Raw genomic sequence first — 21,423 nt, forward strand, 5'->3', positions numbered from 1 at the left:
TTGCAGGTAGTAATTCAGGTGACTGCAGATGAATGATTTACAGATCGACGACATCAAGACCGACGAAAATGCCGCCATGGTGTTGCTGGTCGACGACCAGGCCATGATCGGCGAAGCCGTGCGGCGCGGCCTGGCCCATGAAGAAAACATCGACTTCCATTTCTGCGCCGACCCGCACCAGGCCATTGCCCAGGCTATCCGTATCAAGCCTACGGTGATCCTGCAGGATCTGGTGATGCCCGGCCTCGACGGGCTTACGTTGGTGCGTGAATACCGCAACCATCCGGCCACGGCGAATATTCCGATCATTGTGCTGTCGACCAAGGAAGACCCGCTGATCAAGAGCGCGGCGTTTTCGGCTGGGGCCAACGATTACCTGGTCAAGCTGCCGGACAATATCGAGTTGGTGGCACGTATTCGCTACCACTCGCGCTCGTATATGACCTTGTTACAGCGGGATGCGGCGTATCGTGCGTTGCGGGTCAGCCAGCAGCAATTGCTCGACACTAATCTGGTGCTGCAGCGCTTGATGAACTCCGACGGTTTGACGGGGCTGTCCAATCGCCGGCACTTTGATGAGTACCTCGAGCTGGAATGGCGTCGCGCCATGCGGGACCAGACGCAGTTGTCGTTGTTGATGATCGATGTGGATTTTTTCAAGACCTACAACGATAGCTTTGGGCATGTTGAAGGGGATGAGGCGTTGCGCAAGGTGGCGGCCACTATTCGCGATGCCAGCAGCCGGCCTTCGGATTTGCCGGCGCGCTATGGGGGAGAGGAATTTGCCTTGGTGCTGCCCAACACGTCGCCCGGCGGTGCACGGCTGGTGGCCGAGAAGCTGCGCATGGCTGTTGCCGCGTTGAAAATCCCGCATATTGCGCCGGCTGAGGGTGCCAGCCTGACCATCAGTATCGGCTTGTCGACCATGACGCCGCAGCAGGGGACGGATTGTCGGCAGTTGATTTTGGCGGCGGATAAGGGCTTGTATACGGCCAAGCATAATGGGCGTAATCAGGTCGGTATCGAATAGCCTGAGGCCGCTGCAGGTCCAAATGTGGGAGGGGCCCTCCCACATTTGATCTCCATATATCAGATAGGTATCACCCTGCTTTTCGCCAAGCGGGCTGCCGCTCCCCCCCATTTGCCGTTATACTCGTCGGCTTTCAAAAGTTCGCCAACGAGTGCTGCCCGCCATGGAAATCAACCCGATCCTTAACACCATCAAGGACCTGTCCGAGCGCTCCGAAACTATTCGGGGGTATCTTTGACTACGATCAAAAGCATGAGCGTCTGACCGAAGTCAATCGCGAGCTTGAAGATCCGGCTGTCTGGAACAAACCTGAATACGCCCAAGAGTTGGGCCGCGAGCGCTCTGCGCTGGCACAAATCGTCGATACCCTCGATGAATTGAACACCGGTCTGGCCGATTGCCGTGACCTGCTGGACATGGCCGTCGAAGAAAACGACGAAGGCGCAGTGGGCGATGTCGTCGCCGAGCTGGCCCGTCTCGAGGAAAACCTCGCCAAACTCGAATTCCGTCGCATGTTCAGCCACGAAATGGACCCGAACAACGCCTACCTGGACATCCAGGCCGGCTCCGGCGGTACCGAAGCCCAGGACTGGGCCAACATCCTGCTGCGCATGTACCTGCGCTGGGCCGACAAACGCGGTTTCGACGCGACCATCATGGAGCTGTCGGCCGGTGAAGTCGCCGGTATCAAAGGCGCGACCGTGCACATCAAGGGTGAATACGCCTTTGGCTGGCTGCGTACCGAAATCGGCGTACACCGCCTGGTGCGCAAGAGCCCGTTCGACTCCGGCAACCGTCGCCACACCTCGTTTTCGGCGGTGTTCGTCTCGCCAGAGATCGACGACAAGGTGGAAATCGAGATCAACCCGGCTGACCTGCGCATCGACACGTACCGTTCTTCCGGTGCCGGTGGTCAGCACGTAAACACCACCGACTCGGCCGTACGTATCACCCACGTACCGACCAACACCGTGGTCAGCTGCCAGAACGAACGTTCCCAGCACGCCAACAAGGACACCGCCATGAAAATGCTGCGGGCCAAGTTGTACGAGCAGGAAATGCAGAAACGCAACGCCGCGTCCCAGGCGCTGGAAGACACCAAGTCGGATATCGGCTGGGGTCACCAGATCCGCTCGTACGTGCTCGATGCCTCGCGGATCAAGGATCTGCGCACTAACATCGAACGCAGCGACTGCGACAAGGTGCTCGACGGTGATATCGACGAATACCTGGAAGCCAGCCTGAAATCCGGCCTGTAAAAAGACGATAGGCGATCCCCGGCCTAAGCCGGGGACAACGAACCTGATGGAAAATTTAAAGACATGAGCGACCAACAACTCGACCAGGCCCTGCAACAGGAAGAAAACTCCCTGATCGCCCTGCGCAAGGAAAAGCTTGCTGCCGAGCGCGCCAAGGGCAACGCCTTCCCCAACGACTTCCGTCGCGAAAACTACTGCGAAGATCTGCAGAAGCAATACGCGGACAAGACCAAGGAAGAGCTGGCAGAAGCTGCGATCCCGGTCAAGGTGGCAGGTCGCATCATGCTCAACCGTGGCTCGTTCATGGTGATCCAGGACATGACCGGGCGTATCCAGGTCTACGTCAACCGCAAAACCCTGCCTGAAGAAACCCTGGCCTCGGTGAAAACCTGGGACATGGGCGACATCATCGCCGCCGAAGGCACCCTGGCCCGTTCCGGCAAGGGCGACCTGTACGTCGAGATGACAAACGTGCGCCTGCTGACCAAGTCGCTGCGCCCGCTGCCGGACAAGCACCACGGCCTGACCGACACCGAGCAGCGCTATCGTCAGCGCTACGTTGACCTGATCGTCAACGAAGAGGTGCGCCAGACCTTCCGCGTGCGTTCGCAGGTTATCGCCCACATCCGTAGCTTCCTGATGGCGCGTGATTTCCTCGAAGTGGAAACCCCGATGCTGCAAACCATCCCCGGTGGTGCTGCAGCCAAGCCGTTCGAAACCCACCACAACGCGCTGGACCTGGAAATGTTCCTGCGTATCGCGCCAGAGCTTTATCTGAAGCGCCTGGTAGTGGGTGGCTTTGAGAAGGTGTTCGAGATCAACCGCAACTTCCGTAACGAAGGCGTCTCGACCCGTCACAACCCAGAATTCACCATGTTGGAGTTCTACCAGGCCTACGCCGACTACGAAGACAACATGGACCTCACCGAAGAACTGTTCCGCGAATTGGCGCAGCTGGTCCTGGGCAGCACCGACGTGCCGTACGGCGACAAAGTGTTCCACTTCGGCGAGCCGTTCGTGCGCCTGTCGGTGTTCGACTCGATCCTCAAGTACAACCCCGAGCTGACCGCCGACGACCTCAACGACATCGACAAGGCCCGTGCGATCGCCAAGAAAGCCGGCGCCAAGGTGCTGGGCTTCGAAGGCCTGGGCAAACTGCAGGTGATGATTTTCGAAGAGCTGGTGGAGCACAAGCTGGAGCAGCCGCACTTCATTACCCAGTACCCGTTCGAAGTGTCGCCGCTGGCACGTCGCAACGATGACAACCCGAACGTCACCGACCGTTTCGAGCTGTTCATCGGTGGCCGCGAAATCGCCAACGCCTACTCCGAGCTTAACGACGCGGAAGACCAGGCCGAGCGCTTCATGGCCCAGGTGGCCGACAAGGACGCCGGCGACGACGAAGCCATGCACTACGACGCCGACTTCGTACGCGCCCTGGAATACGGCATGCCGCCAACTGCCGGTGAAGGTATCGGCATCGACCGCCTGGTGATGCTGTTGACTAACTCGCCGTCGATCCGCGATGTGATCTTGTTCCCGCACATGCGGCCACAAGCGTAAGCGTAGCGAAATCCGAAGCCGCCTTTTATAAGGCGGCTTTTTTATGTGGCGTTTTTAAGCGTCAAGCAAATAGCGCCAGGTTTTGATCTATTCAAGGATGTGTGTGGTGAACCGCGTAATGGCTCAAGAAGGCGCCGCCGGCATTGCTGCTGCCGTGGCTGAAAGCGTCCAGTACCAGGGCCGCAAGGCCAGTCGTCGGGGCAGCGAGCAACGCAGGCAGGACATTCTCGATGCCGCCATGCGCATTGTGGTGCGTGACGGCGTGCGTGCCGTGCGGCATCGGGCGGTGGCGGCGGAGGCAGGGGTGCCGTTGTCGGCCACCACCTACTATTTCAAGGACATCGATGACCTGCTCACCGATACCTTCGCCCAATACGTGGAGCGCAGCGCAGCCTTCATGGGCAAGCTGTGGGTACGCAACGAAGGTCTGCTGCGCGAAATGGTTGCCTACGGCGACGGCAGCGCGGCGTCGCGCTCGCAACTGGCGGATGATATTGCGCGCCTCACCGCCGATTACGTGCAGCGCCAACTGACCAACCGTCGCGACTACCTGATGGCCGAACAGGCCTTTCGCCAAGAGGCTTTGCTCAACCCGCGCCTGGCCGAACTGGTGCGCTCCCACCAGCAGATCCTGTTGCAGGGCACAGGGCAGTTTTTCCAGGTATTGGGCTCCCGCGAGCCACAACAGGATGCCAAAGTGTTGACGGCGATAATCGGTCGGATGGAATATCAGGGCCTGTTGCGCGGCGCAGAGCCGCTGACCGCTGACGAAATGCTTGAAATCCTCAAGCGTTACATGCATTTGGTGTTGGCCTCGGTCTGACACCGGGGGATGTCCGATGAAAACCTGGCGCGTCGCGCTGATCGCCTTGTCGTTCCTGCTGCTGAGCGGTTGCCTGGTGACTTTCAAGGAGCCGCTGCCGGCGCGCGAAGTGGCGCCGGATGAATTGCTCGGCAAATGGGCCAGCAAGAACGCCTGGGGCGAGCCGCTGAACCTGCAGGTTACCCGGGCGGGCACCCACCAATACAAAGCCGTGAGCTACCCTACAGCAGAGCCGGGCCAGCGCGATGAGTACCTGTTTACGGTGTCGCGGCATGGCAGCCGCTGGTATTTGTCGGCACCGTTGCCGGCCAAGCTTGGCGGGCATTTCATCCTTGCCGGTTTTGAGTTTGATGAAAAGCACGAACTGGTGGTCTACAACCTCGACCTGGAGCAGGTCCATCAAGCCATTGGCCAGAAGGCATTGCAGGGCCATACCGTGGCCACTGTCGAGGGCGATGGCGTACTGGTGGACAGCCCCATGAGCCAGGTGTTTGCCTACCTGGATGACCCGGCCAATGCCGATGTGTTCGTTGAAGCCGTGCGCTACCAGCGCGCGGGCAAATAACGTTTAAAGAGGAAGCACCGGGTGGACGATTACCAGCAGACGATACGCACCTTGTCTGATCGCATTGTGCTGGCGCAAACACCGATTCGCGTCCTCGACGCCGTGAAATGGGACGAGAACATTCGCCAGGGATTCCTCAAGGCCAAGGGCAAGGAAATGCCCAAGGTGGACCGCGACTATTACCTGAACCGCCCGCTGTCGTTCGACTCCAGCGCGGTGAAGCTGGAATTCCAGAACATCGAGCGCGACATCACTCGCCGCCTCGGCCAGTTCAGCCCGGTGGGGCAGATCATGCGCCGCATGTGCCGGGAATACCGCATGGTGGTGCGCATGCTTGAAGCGCGCGGCACCGAGGACTTCGGCCTGATCTCCCAGGAGCTGTACGGCGCCGCCTCGGATGCGTTCCACGCTGGCGACCCGACCCTGGCTGACCTGGGCCTGATGCTCTCCGACTACCTGAACAATATCGACGGCCGTGGCGACCTCAAGGATGAAGCCAAGACCCTCACCGCCAAGGACGCCGTGGCCCTGCTGCAAACCCGCCTGAACAAAGTGTTTGGCGAGGCCGAAGAAACCATCCGGGTGTTCGAGTCCGACGGCATTGTCGCCGACGCGGCGGCGGGCGCCGACTACATCAAGATCCGCGCCGATGCGATGTTCAACAACCGCGACGTGCGTGCCCTCGAAGTGCATGAAGGCCTGGTGCACGTCGGCACCACCCTCAATGGCCAGAACCAGCCGATCTGCACCTTCCTGTCCAAGGGCCCACCGTCGTCAACCGTGACCCAGGAAGGCCTGGCGATCTTGATGGAGATCATCACCTTCGCCTCCTACCCGAGCCGCTTGCGCAAGTTGACCAATCGCACCCGCGCCATCCATATGGTGGAAGAGGGCGCCGACTTCCTGCAGGTGTTCGAATTCTTCCGTGAGCAAGGCTTTGAAGTGGCCGAAAGCTACGGCAACGCCAGCCGCGTTTTCCGTGGCTCGGTGCCGAACGGTCTGCCCTTCACCAAGGACCTGTCCTACCTCAAGGGCTTTATCATGGTCTACAACTACATCCAGCTGGCGGTACGCAAAGGCAAACTGGAGCAGGTGCCGCTGCTGTTCTGCGGCAAGACCACCCTGGAAGACATGCGCACCTTGCGCCAACTGGTGGATGAAGGCCTGGTGGTACCGCCCAAGTACCTGCCCGAGCAGTTCCGCGACATGAATGCACTGGCGGCGTGGATGTGTTTCTCCAACTTCCTCAACCACCTGAGCCTGGACCGGATCGAGGCGGATTACTCGAATATCCTTTAAATGGATTGTCCTGGCGGAACCGGATCAAAAATGTGGGAGCGGGCTTGCTCGCGAATGCGGTGTGTCAGTAACCAATGTGTCCGCTGACCCACCGCATTCGCGAGCAAGCCCGCTCCCACATTTGATCTCCACTAGCCTGTAAGATCGATTTCCAAACCATTCATGAGGCTTCAACGGATGAGAATCCTCGCCATTCTTTGCCTGCTACTCACGTTGAACGGCTGCAGCTCCTTGCTGTTCTACCCCGAACCCGGCCTGCCGTTCACGCCTGAAAAAGCCCACCTGGCCTACCGCGACGTCACCCTGACCACCGCCGACGGGGTAAAACTTCACGCCTGGTGGCTGCCGGCAAAAGCAGGCGTGCCGCTCAAAGGCACTGTGCTGCACTTGCACGGTAACGGCGGCAACCTGGCGTGGCACCTGGGCGGCAGTTGGTGGTTGCCGGAGCAAGGTTATCAAGTGCTGCTGCTGGACTATCGCGGTTATGGCCTGTCTGAAGGCAAGCCGTCGTTACCGGCGGTCTATCAGGATGTGGATGCGGCGTTCAATTGGATCGACAAGGCCGCCGAAACCCAGGGCCAACCGTTGATCGTGCTCGGCCAGAGCCTGGGCGGCGCGCTGGCGGTGCATTACCTGGCGGCCCACCCGCAGCGGCAGTCCCAGCTCAAGGCGCTGGTATTGGACGGTGTGCCCGCCAGTTACCGTGACGTAGGACAATTTGCGCTGAGCACCTCTTGGTTAACATGGCCGTTCCAGGTGCCGTTGTCCTGGCTGGTGCCGGATGCCGACAGTGCGATCAATGCCATGCCCCGGCTGACCGGTGTGCCGAAGCTGCTGTTCCACAGCCTCGATGACCCGATCGTGCCCGTGGCCAACGGCATCCGCCTGTACCAGGCCGCGCCGCCGCCCCGGGTGCTGCAGTTGACTCGCGGGGGGCATGTGCAGACCTTTGCCGACAAGACCTGGCAAACCGTGATGCTGCGTTATCTGGACGATCCCCAGCACTTCAACGGCCTGCGCCGCCTGGGTGAAATCCCGAATTACCCCACTTCTAAAGTTGATTCAGAGAGCCCGCAATGAGCGAAGAACGCAACATGATCCCGCTGATCCTCACCGGGATCGGCACCATCATCGGTACCGTCGGTTGCTTGTGGTACTACGGCTACCTGCACTTCGCCAAACCCGAAGATGCGCTGCTGCTCAGTGATTTCACCCTGCTCAAGACCGTGCCCGGCGAGGACTACAAAATCTCCCTGACTCCGGCCGCCCAAGTCGCGCAATGCGTGGATGGCGTGCTGGTGATGTTCGACACCGAGCAGAAAGGCCTCAGCGGTGTATTGGTGAACAACAAGAAGCAGGCGGTGCGCTGCCTGGGCCAGGAAACACCGCAGTTGCAGCAGTAGTTCCCCGCTCATCCACCGGTCGGACTCAGGAAATAGTTGGAACCGTATCCCGTAAGAAGCCACTGACTGGGTTGTCAGCGTTGCTGATAGCTAACTTATGTAGTGCGAATCTGGAGTGTAATTATGATCGGTGGAACTGGTGGAATAGGCGCGCTCGAGAAAATGATGGAGATGGCCCAAGGCTTTGCGAAGCTGGGTCAAGGCGCGGCACAAGGTGAGGAAGGCGCACAGGGTGCAGGAAAGCAGGGGAAAGCCGACCCACTCAAACTGTTGATGGACATGCTGTCGGCGGGTAACGGTGGGGCGGATGGCGGCTCCGAAGGCCAAATGGATGCAGAGACGCTTGAAAAGAAAATAGCGGGCCGCGAGGGCCTGGAGGCCATGATGCCCAAAATGGACACGCGAAAGATTGAAGTCTAATCATTAAAAAACCCACCGTAAGGTGGGTTTTTTCATTCTTTAATCAATCAGTTAGCAACGGAAGAACGCGGCTTGACCGGTTGGTTGTCGTTGGAGATGGTCACTTCAACGCGGCGGTTCATGGCGCGGCCCGATACGCTGCCGTTATCGGCAACCGGGTATTCCTTGCCATAGCCCTGGGTCACGATGCGCGAGATATCCACGCCTTGCTGTGCCAGTGCACGCTGTACGGAAGCCGCACGGCGCTCCGACAGGCTCTGGTTGTAAGAGTCGGAACCGGTGCTGTCGGTGTAGCCTTCGACGATCACTTTACGGTCCGGGTTGTCACGCAGGAACTGCGCCAGCTTGGTGATGTTCACCAGGCCGCTGGATTTCAGGTCGGACTTGTTGGTGGCGAACAGCACGTCACCGAAGGTCACCAGCGTACCGCGATCGGTTTGCTTGGCATTCAGGCTGTCTTGCAGTTGCTTGATCTGCGCATCACGCGCTTGCAGCAGTGCACGAGCGCGCTCGTCGCCAGCGTTTTTCAGCTTGGCTTCGGATTCGCGCAGCACGATGGTGTCTTTGGCCACTTCAACGCGCTGGTTGGTCAGGTAGGCCAACTGATCGACTTTCTTTTCGTCTTCCTTGTCACGGTAGGCTTTGTCGGCCTTGTCCAGCCAATCGCTGGCGTCCTTGGTTTCCAGCGCCGCCAGCTTGGTGGCTTGCGGGTTGGTTTGCAGGGACGAGTAGTTGGTCCGTGCATTTTCAAGGTTCGCGTTCGGCGGGGTAGAGCAGGCTGCCAGCGCAACGCTCATTGCCAGCAGGGCAGGGATCATCAATTGTTTACGCATAGTCGTGTCGTCCTTTCAATTCGATATCAAGTGCGATTCAGTCAAGGGGCGCGGCTTATTTCTGCTGGATAGCAGCCGGGCGCATGCCTTCCTGACGCAGCTCGTCAACGGCCTTCTGGGAATCCTTCACAGCCTGTTCGGCCTTGGCAGCCTGGGATTTACGCTCAGCGACGCGAGCGTCCCACTCGGCTTGTTCGGCCAGGCGACGGGCTTCGTCGTAGTTCTTGTCGTGCATGGCAATCTCGGCTTGCTTGAGCTTGTCCTGGGCCGACTTCATTTCCACGGCGGCGTACTCGGTGCCCCCGGCGCTGACCGCGCTGTTCACTGCCGATTGGGTCACGGCATATTGCTCGGTCGGAGGGTTGCCGGCGCAGCCAGCCAAAACGAAGCTGGTGCCGATTGCCAGCGCGGCCAATTTAAGCCCGCGCAGGTGGTTAAACGAGGATTTGGCAGTGCTGGTCTTCATCGTCTTCAACTCCATTGGATTACTCCTGAAAAACATCAAAATCCATCGCACAGGGTGAGCGGCGTCGGGCCTGGCGGTTCAGCGCGTGGCACCTGTTCAAACGACCGTTCCAAGTGATGGCTTACTGGCTGTGACCGGAGGCTTTTTTGAATAGTTCAGAGAAGATGGCGATTTGCCTAAAAAAATATCTGACTGAATGGTCAGCGTTTAAAGGTTGGAACTTTTGCGTTGCACAGCGGTACGTCGGGCCCCTGAAAGGCCCGGAATACAAAGGGATTGCTAGGGTTTTTGAATGTTTATCAATGCTTCGGTTCGTCGGCGCTCGCCGACAAATCATGCAGATAACGACGTGACAGCGTGAGGAAGCGCGGGGTAGGGCCGACGTCTTCGGAAAGCGGGACTACGAAGGAAAATTTTGCGGTCGAGGTAAGCCAGCACAGCTCAGCGTAGCCCAATACTGTCTTGGGTTGTGGTCGTTTCCGGGTGTCGATCCCAGCACCATTTCTTGGTGTGCCCAAGCGTTCGATGTTAAAACGCCTGTACAGGATTCCGCTCACACGATGGCGAGTTACGCACGATGGCACCACGGAAGAACAAAGCACCAAAGGTTGTTGAAGAAGGGGCCGGCGTGAGCACCCGTGACGACTTTTCTGAAACGACAAAGATTCAGTTGCTTGTGAGGGCCGCGAACCTCTGTTCCCGTTGTCGTGTCTTCACGATTGGCTCAACGGATGCGGGTGACAGGAAAAATAGTATCGGTGTCGCTGCACATATTTGTGCTGCTGCGAGCGGGCCGGGTGCCAAACGGTATGACCCAACTCAGACAAAAGCCCAAAGACGACATTTCGATAACGGTATTTGGATGTGCTATTCGTGCTCCAAGCTGATCGACAACGAAGAGACGTTTCACACTGTCGCTCATTTGAAAGAGATGAAGGCCGTTCATCAATCCTACGTTTCTTCGCTGGTTGGTGTGATTCCGATGGCACCATTTGAGGCTGAAAACAAAATTCGTGCGGGGATTATCGAAGCAACCATATCCCTGATTACGAAGGCAGGTAGTCCGGGAAATTTCGACGTCTCGGCGGTCGTTGAAGGTTATGAACAATCAATAAATAGCATTGATCCAAATTTTAAGGTTGTAGTCACTGCTACAAGCGGTTCTGTCTTTCATGAGCTGATTCCGATCACTGATCCTGCACCAGAAATTCAGATAGTTTTTAATGATGACGAAGCCAATGCTTCTGCTGATCAGGCATGGCAAAAAATGACTGAAGTGGGGGAGCCGATTCACATACCTACAAATGATTTCAAATTCGTAGGTTCAAAACTATTCGAACATCTTAATGATGTCATTGTAGGTGGAACCCTTACCCTCACGCCCGGTAAACGACGACTTGAAACTAGTATCTACTTTGTGAGTGATGAAGCCGAATTTGAGCTGGCTTCAACTGAATCATTCATGGGTAAGGGGTCTAAACAGTTCGATATTGCAGGTTCTGCGTTAAACGGATTCTTTACTTTTCGTTATTTTATTCATGATCGATATAAGGTAGATGCAACTTATACATTCGACGTTGCTGGATGGTTGGGTCAGCCCATCAACAATTTTAGGCATTATCACCGTATCAAGCGAGCCTATGACTTTGTTAAAAAATATCCAAAGTCCAGAATTTCAGTCGAAATTGTTCTGAATGGTGAACCTATGCGGCTTTGGGATGGAACGTATGGTGACTACACTGAGCTTTTCAATAGGTTGAAAAAGATCGTTGAGGTTGCTGAGTGCTCCAAAGTCATCGCCTCGAAAATCCCTGAACAGCTAAGATTGAAAACTTTAGACTTAACGCTGCCGGATGAACGATACATAGAACTCTACGCCCAGCTATTCAAAGGTGATGTGATTCGCAAGCTTGATTATGGAGAAAGTATTTTCACTGCCCGTATAGATGAAATAGAAAGCAGAGCAATCAAGGTTTTCTGTTCAGAAGAACAAACTGAGGTTGTGATTGCTAAATCTCCTATAATAGATTTTTTTGGTAATGTTATTAAATTGCCAAGAATGTCAAAAAAAGTATCGTGTTTCGATCTGGTTTTCTTCTCGAGCATTAGAAAAGAAGACTGGAAATCTCTATGGTGTATTGGAAGAGCAAACCATTCTAGTGATTCGGTGATTTCCATTGCACCCGATGAAATTCCGCTGATTTGCAGTGATGAGGATGAAATACATGGATGAGCTTATGCTGATGGATCGGAGTCGAATTCTTCATGAGGCACTTGAACAGTGTGGTTGGGAAAATGCTGATCAAGTGGTTCAGCGGGTTCTGCGTCTAGATCTCGGTTTACCCGCAGAAGACGAATTTGCCGTCATCTGTAGCTGGCTCGGTAAATGTTCACTTGTCCACAAATTGGATCAACAACAAATTCCGAAATCTTCTAAAGAAACCTTTCAGGTTCCTGATTTGTTGGCCGTTTTCAACACTGATAATAATCAATACAGAGTTTTGATCGAAGTAAAAACCAAGCAGGATGAAAACCTTACTCTTAGAGCGAAAGATCGGGAAAGGCTAATCAAGTATAGTGAGTTGTTGGGTATCCCGATATTGTTTGCTTGGAAACGTCACAGCATTTGGACCCTTTTCGATATTTCTCTATTTGAGAGATTTAACAAAAACTATCGTGTGAATTTCTTTTCAGCTTTGTCGAATAGTTTGATGAGTTTGCTAGCCGGTGATATGCATTACCAATTAGGTGATGGCGTGGGGCTGCACCTGAAATTGCGAAAAGATGAAATTCATGAAAGTGATGATACAGAGACTTGGAAAACTAAAATAGAAGATGTCTATTTGCAGGATTACAATGGAGATAAAAATTACACGTTTTCGCCTAGGACGCTCTCGATATTAAATACCTGCGAGCTAGATGAAAATACTGAGATTGATGATGAAACTATCAGGCAAGGTTTTACTGTGCGTTCTGATGTTGGCAATGTCGCACATAGAGCAATAGAGACTTTGTTGAAGCTGAAAAAGTCTGATGCTGAAAATAATATACATTGGCGATCTTTGCTTGTTGATGAATCGCCCCTTCATTCCATTTCCAATTTTCAGAAGGCGTTGGACGAAGCTCTCAATCTCAAATTTGTTAAATATATTTTTATTCTGCAACCACAAAAATATCCTGATTTCATAAAGGATGATGATAAAGCTAAAGGGATAAACTGATGTCTGTCATTCAAGTTGAAAAGGCACTGCATGATTTCGCTGTTAAGAGAATGGGTTCTGCAATTGTTTTGAAAGGGGAGTGGGGCACGGGTAAAACCTATCTCTGGAATTCTGTAATTGCAAAGAATCGGTCTAATTTTGCTCGTGTGAACTATTCTTACGTTTCACTTTTCGGAATAAATTCGTTAGCTGACTTAAAGCGTTCAGTTTTTGAGAATACCGTTTCCAGCAAAAGTGCCGGTGATGTCACTACCAAAAACTCTGTTGTTGAAAATATCAAGAAGTTGGATTTCAGTGATGGCGTTGTAGGTTTAAGAAAGATTTTCGGCTATGGGCGGGAAGCAAAAATTCCCTTTGTCGGAAGCTTTGGCGGAGTTATTGATTCGATTCAATACTCTCTTGTTACAGAAACAATCATTTGCATTGACGATTTTGAGCGTCGTGGTAATTCTTTATCTGCACGGGATGTATTAGGATTGGTTTCAAATTTGATCGAGAAAAAGAATTGCTCGGTCATCTTAATTTTGAATGAAGGGTCACTCAAACCGGATGATGAGTTTTTCACATACAGTGAAAAAGTTTTTGATTATGAGATTGTTTTTAGTCCTTCGGTGCAAGAATCAGCCTCTTTGGTTTTTAGCCCATCCGGTGAGGCACGTAAGATAGTTTCGAAAAACGCCATTAAGCTGAAAATAAACAATGTTCGTTTGCTCAAGAAAATTGATTATTTCGCAGGTCTTCTGCATGAGCGGCTGAATGGTTGTAATGAGCTTGTGCAGCGGCAGGCTTATAGGACGTTGCCTCTTGCAGTTCTTTCAATCTATGGCGGGAATTCGGCAGGCGTAGATATCGACTTCCTGTTGACTTACCAAGGTAGCTTATCTGGGTATCGTATGCCTGATGATGATCGATCCCCAGAAGAAATAAAATTACTCGCAGAAATAGACCTTAAGATTGAATATTTGCAAGATTATGGATTCAGTTCCACTGATGAATTCGACGTTGCGATCATAAATTTAGTTAGAAAAGGTTATGCTGACGATCAGTCAATGCGAGATTTAGTCGTCGCGTTGGAAGTCAAAATTAAGCATGATGAAGATATTGCTTTGTTACAGAAAGCTTGGAATGTCTTCCACGCTTCTTTTTCAAAAAATGATGATGAGGTTTTTGCCGCATTCGATTTAGCTATAGATGTGTCTTTGGTCAATTTTTCAATAAATGATTTAGATTCGGTTGCTTCTATTTATTACGATGTCGGGCGGATCGATAAAATAAACAGCGACATAGATAAGTATTTTATTGAGGTTGTTGCACCAAGTGATATACGTGAAAAAAGCGATGTGTTTCGCTGGCCTGCGAATCCCTATATTCAACAGAAGCTTGAAGAGTTTTTTGATGGTCTGGTAATAGAAAAGAGTCTGCCTGATTTGATAAATTACGCTTATAACGTTTCTGGTTTTGAAAATACTGATGTTAGAAATAGCGTTGCCAAAAAAACAGAAGCTGAATTCTTAGAATATTTTTCAAGCTTAGATGATTATAATTTCACAAACCTTGTGCGGATGTGCTTGAAATGCGGTCAGGTTAGTTCTCCTGATAATGATATTCAGGATGGTTATCATGATATTTTTTTCAAGATGTACCGTTGCCTAATGAAAATGTGCGAAGGCTCTCCGCTCAATAAAGCCAGAATGAGTAAATTTCAAGGTTACGAAAAGCTTTACGCACAGATTGAAAAGGAAATACTCTCTCGCCAAGGTAAGGTTGAATAGCCCCTTGCGAGGCTAGTGTTTCGTATCTAAGACCCTATCCCCGTAGGGTCTTTGAAATTGCTTGTTCAGCTTCGACGTAGGCGGGTGTCTTACCAGCGTCGGCAAAAATCTCTTCACCTTCCTCCACTCTGATCACCTCAGTCCCTTTGACGTAGGGCATGGCTGTTTCCGCTTCTTTTATAGCAGAGTGAATCAGACCTTCCGTGATGATGCTTTGATCCAGTCCATAGGCTTCCGCAAACGCCTTGATTTTCACTAGGTCTTGATGGCGAATGGTCAGGGTGATCTCAACAAGCTTCGAGGTTTCGTGAGCTTTGTTTTCCCAGTTGCTGAGCATCGTTTTGAAGGTGTCCATGGGGAGTCTCCGGCGTGGCTACATATGTCGTAAATCTAAGACTGTCTTTACCACTCATGGTTCTCTGAAATGATCGCTAAGCCATGTTCTACGCGGCTTTCAAGAGATATTGAGTTTTTCCTATTGCGTGCTCGCTTTCTTCGTAGAGCGGGTCGCCCTCTTCGTCGGTCGCGATTACCTGCTTGCCCTTGATGTAGGGAAAGCTGGCTTCCAGCTCTTCAAGGGCAGCGCCGATCAGCTCGCCGAGCAGCTCTTCGGCGTGGCGCTTGGGGTACATTTCGGCGATGGCCGCCAGCCTTGCGGCGGCTTCTACGTCCAAATGGATCGCATATTCGGTTTTGGTCAGGCGACCCTTGGCGTTTTCTTCCCAATGCTGGGCCAGTTCTCGAATTTTCATGGCAACCTCAATAAAACCCACGGTAGCGGGCGGTGATGAGTGACCAGCCGCCTGCGTGGATAAACGCAGCGGCTAAGGTTGAGACTAGCTGCAACTCACAAGGTTTAAAGTCTTGTCATAAAACGATGCTGGCGGCACTCTGGCAGACCTGCGCGTCCCGGATTTCTGGCTGGAGAGTGGCTGATGAGTGATATCGATGCACGCTTGCGTGAGGATGTTCACCTGCTGGGTGAGCTGTTGGGCAACACCATTCGAGAGCAGTACGGCGATGATTTCCTCGACAAGATCGAGCAAATCCGCAAAGGCGCCAAGGCTGACCGGCGCGGCGCCGACTCGGAAAAAGCGGTGGGTGATGAGCTGAGCGCCAGCCTCAACCAGCTGAAGGAAGACGAACTGTTGCCCGTGGCCCGGGCCTTCAACCAGTTCCTCAACCTGGCCAATATCGCCGAGCAATACCAGTTGATTCACCGGCGCGATGAATCGCAACCGGCGCCGTTCGAATCGCGTGTGTTGCCGGAGTTGCTCGCCCGCCTGCAAAGCGAAGGCCACAGCAATGAATCCCTGGCCCGCCAGCTGGGGCGCCTGGAGATCGAGCTGGTCCTCACCGCGCACCCCACCGAAGTGGCACGCCGCACCCTGATCCAGAAATACGATGCGATTGCTGCGCAACTGGCGCTGCAGGATCACCGCGACCTCACCACGGCCGAGCGCGAGCAGATCCGCCAGCGCCTGCAACGGCTGATTGCAGAAGCCTGGCACACCGAAGAAATCCGCCGCACCCGGCCCACCCCGGTGGACGAGGCCAAATGGGGCTTTGCGGTAATCGAACATTCGTTGTGGCACGCCATCCCCAATTACCTGCGCAAGGCCGACCAGGCCTTGCATGCTGCCACCGGCCTGCGCCTGCCCCTGGAGGCGGCGCCGATTCGCTTTGCCTCGTGGATGGGCGGCGACCGCGACGGCAATCCGAACGTCACCGCGCCGGTCACCCGCGAGGTGCTGTTGCTGGCACGCTGGATGGCGGCCGACCTGTACCTGCGCGATATCGATCACCTGGCCTCCGAACTGTCGATGCAGCAAGCCAGCGCGGCGTTGCAGGCCCAAGTGGGTGACAGCGTTGAACCCTACCGTGCGTTGCTCAAGCAACTGCGCGAGCGCCTGCGTGCCACGCGCCAATGGGCGCACACCTCGTTGACGGCCAGCACCCCGGCGCCGGCGGCGGTGCTGCAGAACAACCGCGACCTGCTGGACCCGCTGGAGCTGTGCTACCAGTCGCTGCACGAATGCGGCATGGGCGTGATCGCCGATGGCCCGCTGCTCGATTGCCTGCGCCGCGCGGTGACTTTTGGCCTGTTCCTGGTGCGCCTGGACGTGCGCCAGGATTCCAGTCGCCATTCCGCAGCCATGACTGAAATCACCGACTACCTGGGCCTGGGTCGTTACGAGGACTGGGACGAAGACACGCGCATCAGCTTCCTGATGAAGGAACTGGCCAACCGTCGCCCCTTGCTGCCCGGCTATTTCAAACCATCGGCGGATACCGCCGAAGTACTCAACACCTGTAAGGAAGTCGCTGCTGCGCCCGCTGCGTCGCTTGGCTCGTATGTCATCTCGATGGCTGGCGCCGCGTCGGATGTGCTCGCGGTGCAACTGCTGCTTAAAGAGTCGGGCGTACAACGGCCGATGCGCGTGGTGCCGTTGTTCGAAACCCTGGCCGACCTGGACAACGCCGGCCCGGTCATCGAACAATTGCTGCTGTTGCCGGGCTACCGCACTCGCTTGCAGGGCCCGCAGGAAGTGATGATCGGCTACTCGGACTCGGCCAAGGACGCCGGCACCACCGCCGCCGCCTGGGCGCAGTACCGCGCGCAGGAACGGCTGGTGGATATCTGCCGCGAGCAGCAGGTGGAACTGCTGTTGTTCCATGGTCGCGGCGGCACCGTCGGGCGTGGCGGCGGCCCGGCCCACGCGGCGATCCTGTCGCAGCCTCCGGGTTCGGTGGCGGGGCGGTTCCGCACCACCGAGCAGGGCGAAATGATTCGTTTCAAATTCGGCTTGCCGGACATCGCCGAGCAGAACCTCAACCTCTACCTGGCCGCCGTGCTGGAGGCGACGCTGTTGCCGCCGCCCCCTCCGGAACCGGCCTGGCGCCATTTGATGGATGAATTGGCGGCAGATGGTGTCAGTGCTTACCGCGCGGTGGTGCGGGAAAATCCGCAGTTCGTCGAATATTTCCGCCAATCCACGCCGGAGCAGGAGCTCGGCCGCTTGCCCCTGGGCAGTCGCCCGGCCAAGCGCCGTGCGGGCGGGATTGAAAGTTTGCGCGCCATCCCGTGGATCTTCGGCTGGACCCAGACCCGCCTGATGCTGCCTGCCTGGCTCGGCTGGGAAGCGGCACTGAGCAAGGCCCTGGAGCGCGGAGAAGGCGAACTGTTGGGGCAGATGCGCGAACAGTGGCCGTTTTTCCGTACGCGCATCGACATGCTGGAAATGGTGCTGGCCAAGGCGGATGCCGATATCGCCCGGCTCTATGACGAGCGCCTGGTGCAGCCGGACCTGTTGCCATTGGGCGCGCACTTACGCGACCTATTGTCGCAGGCATGCAGTGTGGTGCTTGGCCTGACCGGCCAGTCGCAACTGCTGGCCCACAGCCCGGACACCCTGGAGTTCATCCGCCTGCGCAACACCTACCTCGACCCCTTGCACCGGTTGCAGGCCGAGTTGCTGGCGCGTTCACGCCAGCAGGACGCGGCACAGGGCAGCCCTCTGGAGCAGGCGTTGCTGGTGTCCGTGGCCGGTATTGCGGCCGGTTTACGTAACACCGGCTAAGATTTTTTGCGTGTTCTCAAAGGCTTGCAGATAAACCACGGCGGCCGCCCCGCACAGGGCGGCCGACGTTTGTGCGGCCGGGTTGCACCCAGGCACACCCTACCAATGGAGCATGCGCGGCGCGGGTTCCTGCGACTTTCGGTGGCTTGTGTGCGGGGGGCCTGCTGTGTATCTTGATCAGCCTTTGGCCGTTTGTGCGGCCTTGATCCATATTCAAAAAGCCATATTTTTACGAGATTGGCCCCACGCGGCGAATCCGAGCGTCATCTCTATAAAAAATTGAGGAGCACATCGATGCGCGTCATTCTGCTGGGAGCTCCCGGGGCCGGTAAAGGTACTCAGGCAAAGTTCATCACTGAAAAGTTCGGCATTCCACAAATCTCCACCGGTGACATGCTGCGCGCTGCGGTAAAAGCAGGCACCGAGCTGGGCGTTCAAGCCAAAAGCATCATGGATGCCGGTGGCCTGGTGTCCGATGACCTGATCATCGCCCTGGTCCAGGACCGTATCGCGCAGCCTGACTGCGCCAACGGTTTCCTGTTCGACGGCTTCCCACGCACCATTCCCCAGGCTGAAGCCCTGGTGACTGCCGGTGTAGAGCTGGACGCCGTGGTCGAAATCGCCGTTGAAGACGAAGAAATCGTTCAGCGTATTGCTGGCCGCCGCGTTCACGAAGGCTCGGGCCGCGTGTACCACGTGGTCTACAACCCGCCGAAGGTTGAAGGCAAAGACGACATCACCGGTGAAGAACTGGTACAGCGCAAGGACGACACGGAAGAAACCGTGCGCCATCGCCTGTCGGTCTACCATTCCCAGACCAAGCCGCTGGTGGATTTCTACCAGAAGCTGTCCGCTGCCCAGGGCAAGCCGAAGTACAGCCACATCCCTGGCGTTGGCTCTGTAGAAGCCATCACCGCGAAGGTGTTGCAAGCACTGAGCTGATCCAGCCCTCTGCTTCACGCTAACGGCCCGCTTGCGGGCCGTTGTTGTTTATACTGGCGCACTTTTTTCCGACTTGGACACCCACACCGATGAGCACCCTGCTGGCCCTGGACACCGCGACTGAAGCTTGCTCCGTTGCTTTGCTGCACGATGGCAAGGTAACCAGCCACTACGAGGTGATCCCGCGCCTGCATGCGCAGAAGCTGTTGCCGATGATCAAGCAGCTCCTGGAAGACGCCGGCACCACCCTGGCTGCCGTCGATGCCATCGCCTTCGGCCGTGGCCCGGGTGCGTTTACCGGTGTGCGTATCGCCATCGGTGTGGTCCAGGGCCTGGCGTTTGCGTTGGAGCGTCCGGTATTGCCGGTCTCCAACCTGGCGGTGCTGGCCCAGCGCGCGTTGCGTGAGCATGGAGCTACACAGGTAGCGGCGGCGATTGATGCGCGCATGGATGAAGTCTATTGGGGTTGCTACCGCGAAACGGCCGGCGAAATGCGCCTGGTTGGCGTCGAAGCCGTGCAGCCGCCAGAAGCCTCGGGGTTGCCGGAAGGCGCCAGCGGTGACTGGTTCGGCGCCGGCACCGGGTGGGGCTATGGCGAGCGTATCGGCGTGTCACCCGTGGGCCAGGACGCGGCAATGCTGCCCCATGCGGAAGATTTGCTGACCCTGGCGCGCTTCGCGTTCGAGCGCGGCGAGGCGATCCCTGCCGACCAGGCTGCACCGGTGTATCTGCGCGATAAAGTCGCACAAACCAAAGCCGAACGCGGCCTCTAAACGCGGCGAGCGAGATTTCTGTGGCAAGCAGGCTAGTTGTGCCGAGCAGGCTTACTGTGGCGAGCGGGCTTGCTGTGGCGAGCGGGCTTGCTGTGGCGAGCGGGCTTGCCCGCGTTGGGCTGCGAAGCAGCCCCCCTAGGACTAGAAGCCAATTGATATCAAACACGCCGCGAACTACGCCAATCGTCAGAATTTGCCCCCGGTTTTAAACCTTTTTCAAATTATGTGTTCTAGTTATCACCAGAGCATTTGCGCGCTACGGATTGCGCCACTAAAATGCCATTACTGATAGCGAGTTCGCGCCTATGCGTATTGATGGCTTTTCCTCACAGTCCTACCCAATCAAGCGCAAGCCGCGTAAGGCAAACGCCACGGTGGACGATTCCGTCGAGGATTCGCCGGACTTCATAGAAGTCCAAGCCGATGCGCAACCCAGCGCTCAAGCACGCATCAGCGGTGTTCCCGCCCGTCAGCAAGACATGGTCTTCCCGCGCTCCATGAGCAAAAGCGTCGCCACCGCCCTGGCCAGCTACCTGACCACCGCCGGCTTTGTCGAATGGGATATGGAAGTGCTGGGCCTCGATATCCACATCTGATGCGGTTGCCTTACTTCATCGGCTGCCCGTCCTGGAGTGAAAACGCCTGGCGCGAGTACCTGTACCCCGCCGATGCGCGTTCCAGCGACTACCTCGCCCTATATTCCCAAGTCTTCAACGCCGTTGAAGGCAACACCACGTTCTATGCCCGACCCTCGGCCGCCACGGTGCAGCGCTGGGCTGAAATCATGCCCGAGGATTTTCGCTTCACGGCCAAATTCCCTGGTGATATCAGCCACGGCGGCGACTTGCGTGAGCAACTGCCCGCAGCGGAAAGTTTCGTAGGGCTGATGAGCCCGCTCGGCGAGCGGGTTTCGCCGTTATGGCTGCAGCTCTCGGCGAGCTTTTCGCCGCAACGCCTGGGCGAACTGGCCGGTTTTATCGATGGGCTGGAGCGGCCCCTGGCGGTGGAGGTGCGCCACCCGGAATTCTTCGCCAAGGGTGATGCCGAGCGCATGCTCAACCGTTTGCTGCGCGACCGCGGCGTCGAACGTATCTGCCTCGACCCGCGCGCGCTGTTCAGTTGCACCTCCACCTCGGCTGCCGTGCTGCATGCGCAATCGAAAAAGCCCAAAGTGCCGACGCGCCCCGCAGCATTGACGCAGTTTCCGCAGGTGCGTTTTATCGGCCACCCGGAGCTGGAAGCCAACGACCCGTTCCTGATCCCATGGGTGGAAAAAATCGCTGTCTGGATCGAAGAGGGACGTACGCCGTATGTGTTCCTGCACACCTCCGACAACCGCCTCGCCGCACAACTGGCCCTGCGTTTCCACGCCAAGCTGATGGCGCGTCTGCCCGGCCTGCCGCCCTTGCCGACCCTGCATCGGCAACCCGCAGCGGAGCAACTGGGGTTACTCTAAGGCTCCTTTGCCCGCCT

At 56.0% G+C, this 21,423-nt stretch carries 21 protein-coding genes and 1 pseudogene; 17 read left to right on the forward strand and 5 right to left on the reverse strand.

Annotated elements, in window-relative coordinates:
• Positions 1-28 precede the first annotated feature (28 nt).
• The 9 genes from CXQ82_RS06330 (at position 29) to CXQ82_RS06370 (ending at position 8,362) form a co-directional block, all read left to right on the forward strand.
• Positions 29-1,030 (forward strand): diguanylate cyclase, encoded by a 1,002-nt coding sequence (locus tag CXQ82_RS06330; protein ID WP_101267157.1) that lies wholly within the window; start codon positions 29-31, stop codon positions 1,028-1,030.
• A gap of 163 nt (positions 1,031-1,193) precedes the next feature.
• A protein-coding gene (prfB, locus tag CXQ82_RS06335; RefSeq protein WP_101267159.1) for a peptide chain release factor 2 occupies positions 1,194-2,289 on the forward strand; the annotation gives its coding sequence in 2 pieces (ribosomal slippage) (positions 1,194-1,265 and positions 1,267-2,289; 1,095 coding nt in all).
• 63 nt (positions 2,290-2,352) lie between these two features.
• A complete protein-coding gene (gene lysS / locus CXQ82_RS06340; RefSeq protein WP_101267161.1) occupies positions 2,353-3,852 on the forward strand; it encodes a lysine--tRNA ligase in 1,500 nt (499 codons plus the stop codon).
• 106 nt (positions 3,853-3,958) lie between these two features.
• The gene (locus CXQ82_RS06345; protein ID WP_101267163.1) at positions 3,959-4,675 is read left to right on the forward strand and encodes a TetR/AcrR family transcriptional regulator; all 717 of its coding nucleotides are present in this window, start codon (positions 3,959-3,961) and stop codon (positions 4,673-4,675) included.
• 16 nt (positions 4,676-4,691) lie between these two features.
• Positions 4,692-5,240: a hypothetical protein gene (locus CXQ82_RS06350; protein ID WP_101267165.1), complete on the forward strand. Its 549-nt coding sequence runs from the start codon at positions 4,692-4,694 to the stop codon at positions 5,238-5,240.
• Between the two features lie 21 nt (positions 5,241-5,261).
• Positions 5,262-6,539: a flavohemoglobin expression-modulating QEGLA motif protein gene (locus CXQ82_RS06355; RefSeq protein ID WP_101267167.1), complete on the forward strand. Its 1,278-nt coding sequence runs from the start codon at positions 5,262-5,264 to the stop codon at positions 6,537-6,539.
• Between the two features lie 177 nt (positions 6,540-6,716).
• Entirely contained in the window at positions 6,717-7,619 is a 903-nt protein-coding gene (locus tag CXQ82_RS06360; RefSeq protein WP_101267170.1) for an alpha/beta hydrolase, read from the forward strand.
• The gene (locus tag CXQ82_RS06365; RefSeq protein ID WP_064054946.1) at positions 7,616-7,942 is read left to right on the forward strand and encodes a hypothetical protein; all 327 of its coding nucleotides are present in this window, start codon (positions 7,616-7,618) and stop codon (positions 7,940-7,942) included. Before CXQ82_RS06360 ends, CXQ82_RS06365 begins: the two co-directional genes overlap by 4 nt.
• A 123-nt stretch (positions 7,943-8,065) precedes the next feature.
• Complete coding sequence (locus CXQ82_RS06370; RefSeq protein ID WP_101267172.1) at positions 8,066-8,362, forward strand: hypothetical protein; 297 nt, start codon at positions 8,066-8,068, stop codon at positions 8,360-8,362.
• Between the two features lie 47 nt (positions 8,363-8,409).
• Here the strand turns inward: CXQ82_RS06370 and CXQ82_RS06375 are convergent, their stop codons facing one another.
• The 3 genes and pseudogenes from CXQ82_RS06375 to CXQ82_RS06385 all read right to left on the reverse strand — a co-directional run.
• Entirely contained in the window at positions 8,410-9,195 is a 786-nt protein-coding gene (locus CXQ82_RS06375) for an OmpA family protein (protein WP_101267174.1), read from the reverse strand.
• Between the two features lie 55 nt (positions 9,196-9,250).
• A complete protein-coding gene (locus tag CXQ82_RS06380; RefSeq protein ID WP_101267176.1) occupies positions 9,251-9,676 on the reverse strand; it encodes a DUF4398 domain-containing protein in 426 nt (141 codons plus the stop codon).
• 284 nt (positions 9,677-9,960) lie between these two features.
• Positions 9,961-10,059: pseudogene (locus CXQ82_RS06385) on the reverse strand (pilin assembly protein); the annotation flags it as partial.
• A gap of 230 nt (positions 10,060-10,289) precedes the next feature.
• Here CXQ82_RS06385 and CXQ82_RS06390 point away from each other — a divergent pair.
• From CXQ82_RS06390 to CXQ82_RS06400, 3 genes are read left to right on the forward strand one after another with little or no spacing between them, the layout of a single operon-like run.
• Positions 10,290-11,894 carry a hypothetical protein gene (locus tag CXQ82_RS06390; RefSeq protein ID WP_256581882.1) on the forward strand — a complete coding sequence of 535 codons (1,605 nt, stop codon included), beginning with the start codon at positions 10,290-10,292 and terminating at the stop codon, positions 11,892-11,894.
• Complete coding sequence (locus CXQ82_RS06395) at positions 11,887-12,882, forward strand: hypothetical protein (protein ID WP_256581883.1); 996 nt, start codon at positions 11,887-11,889, stop codon at positions 12,880-12,882. The genes CXQ82_RS06390 and CXQ82_RS06395 overlap by 8 nt, the downstream gene beginning before the upstream one ends.
• Positions 12,882-14,654 (forward strand): P-loop NTPase fold protein, encoded by a 1,773-nt coding sequence (locus CXQ82_RS06400; RefSeq protein ID WP_157832146.1) that lies wholly within the window; start codon positions 12,882-12,884, stop codon positions 14,652-14,654. Before CXQ82_RS06395 ends, CXQ82_RS06400 begins: the two co-directional genes overlap by 1 nt.
• 34 nt (positions 14,655-14,688) lie before the next feature.
• On the opposite strand, the gene CXQ82_RS06405 is transcribed toward CXQ82_RS06400, so the two are convergent.
• Positions 14,689-15,009, reverse strand: coding sequence for a hypothetical protein (locus CXQ82_RS06405; RefSeq protein WP_101267180.1), 321 nt, complete (start codon positions 15,007-15,009; stop codon positions 14,689-14,691).
• Positions 15,010-15,097: 88 nt separating this feature from the next.
• Positions 15,098-15,406 (reverse strand): hypothetical protein, encoded by a 309-nt coding sequence (locus CXQ82_RS06410; protein WP_101267182.1) that lies wholly within the window; start codon positions 15,404-15,406, stop codon positions 15,098-15,100.
• A gap of 183 nt (positions 15,407-15,589) precedes the next feature.
• Between CXQ82_RS06410 and ppc the strand changes: the two genes are divergently transcribed.
• The 5 genes from ppc to CXQ82_RS06435 all read left to right on the forward strand — a co-directional run bounded on the left by ppc (position 15,590) and on the right by CXQ82_RS06435 (position 21,406).
• Entirely contained in the window at positions 15,590-18,235 is a 2,646-nt protein-coding gene (ppc, locus tag CXQ82_RS06415; RefSeq protein WP_101267184.1) for a phosphoenolpyruvate carboxylase, read from the forward strand.
• A gap of 294 nt (positions 18,236-18,529) precedes the next feature.
• A complete protein-coding gene (adk, locus tag CXQ82_RS06420; RefSeq protein WP_101267187.1) occupies positions 18,530-19,177 on the forward strand; it encodes an adenylate kinase in 648 nt (215 codons plus the stop codon).
• An 89-nt stretch (positions 19,178-19,266) separates the two neighbouring features.
• Positions 19,267-19,950: a tRNA (adenosine(37)-N6)-threonylcarbamoyltransferase complex dimerization subunit type 1 TsaB gene (gene tsaB / locus CXQ82_RS06425; RefSeq protein WP_101267190.1), complete on the forward strand. Its 684-nt coding sequence runs from the start codon at positions 19,267-19,269 to the stop codon at positions 19,948-19,950.
• Between the two features lie 305 nt (positions 19,951-20,255).
• Positions 20,256-20,546, forward strand: coding sequence for a hypothetical protein (locus tag CXQ82_RS06430; protein WP_101267193.1), 291 nt, complete (start codon positions 20,256-20,258; stop codon positions 20,544-20,546).
• A complete protein-coding gene (locus CXQ82_RS06435) occupies positions 20,546-21,406 on the forward strand; it encodes a DUF72 domain-containing protein (RefSeq protein ID WP_101267195.1) in 861 nt (286 codons plus the stop codon). The genes CXQ82_RS06430 and CXQ82_RS06435 overlap by 1 nt, the downstream gene beginning before the upstream one ends.
• The last annotated feature ends 17 nt before the right edge of the window (positions 21,407-21,423 follow it).

The organism is Pseudomonas sp. S09G 359, from assembly GCF_002843605.1.
Lineage (GTDB): Bacteria > Pseudomonadota > Gammaproteobacteria > Pseudomonadales > Pseudomonadaceae > Aquipseudomonas.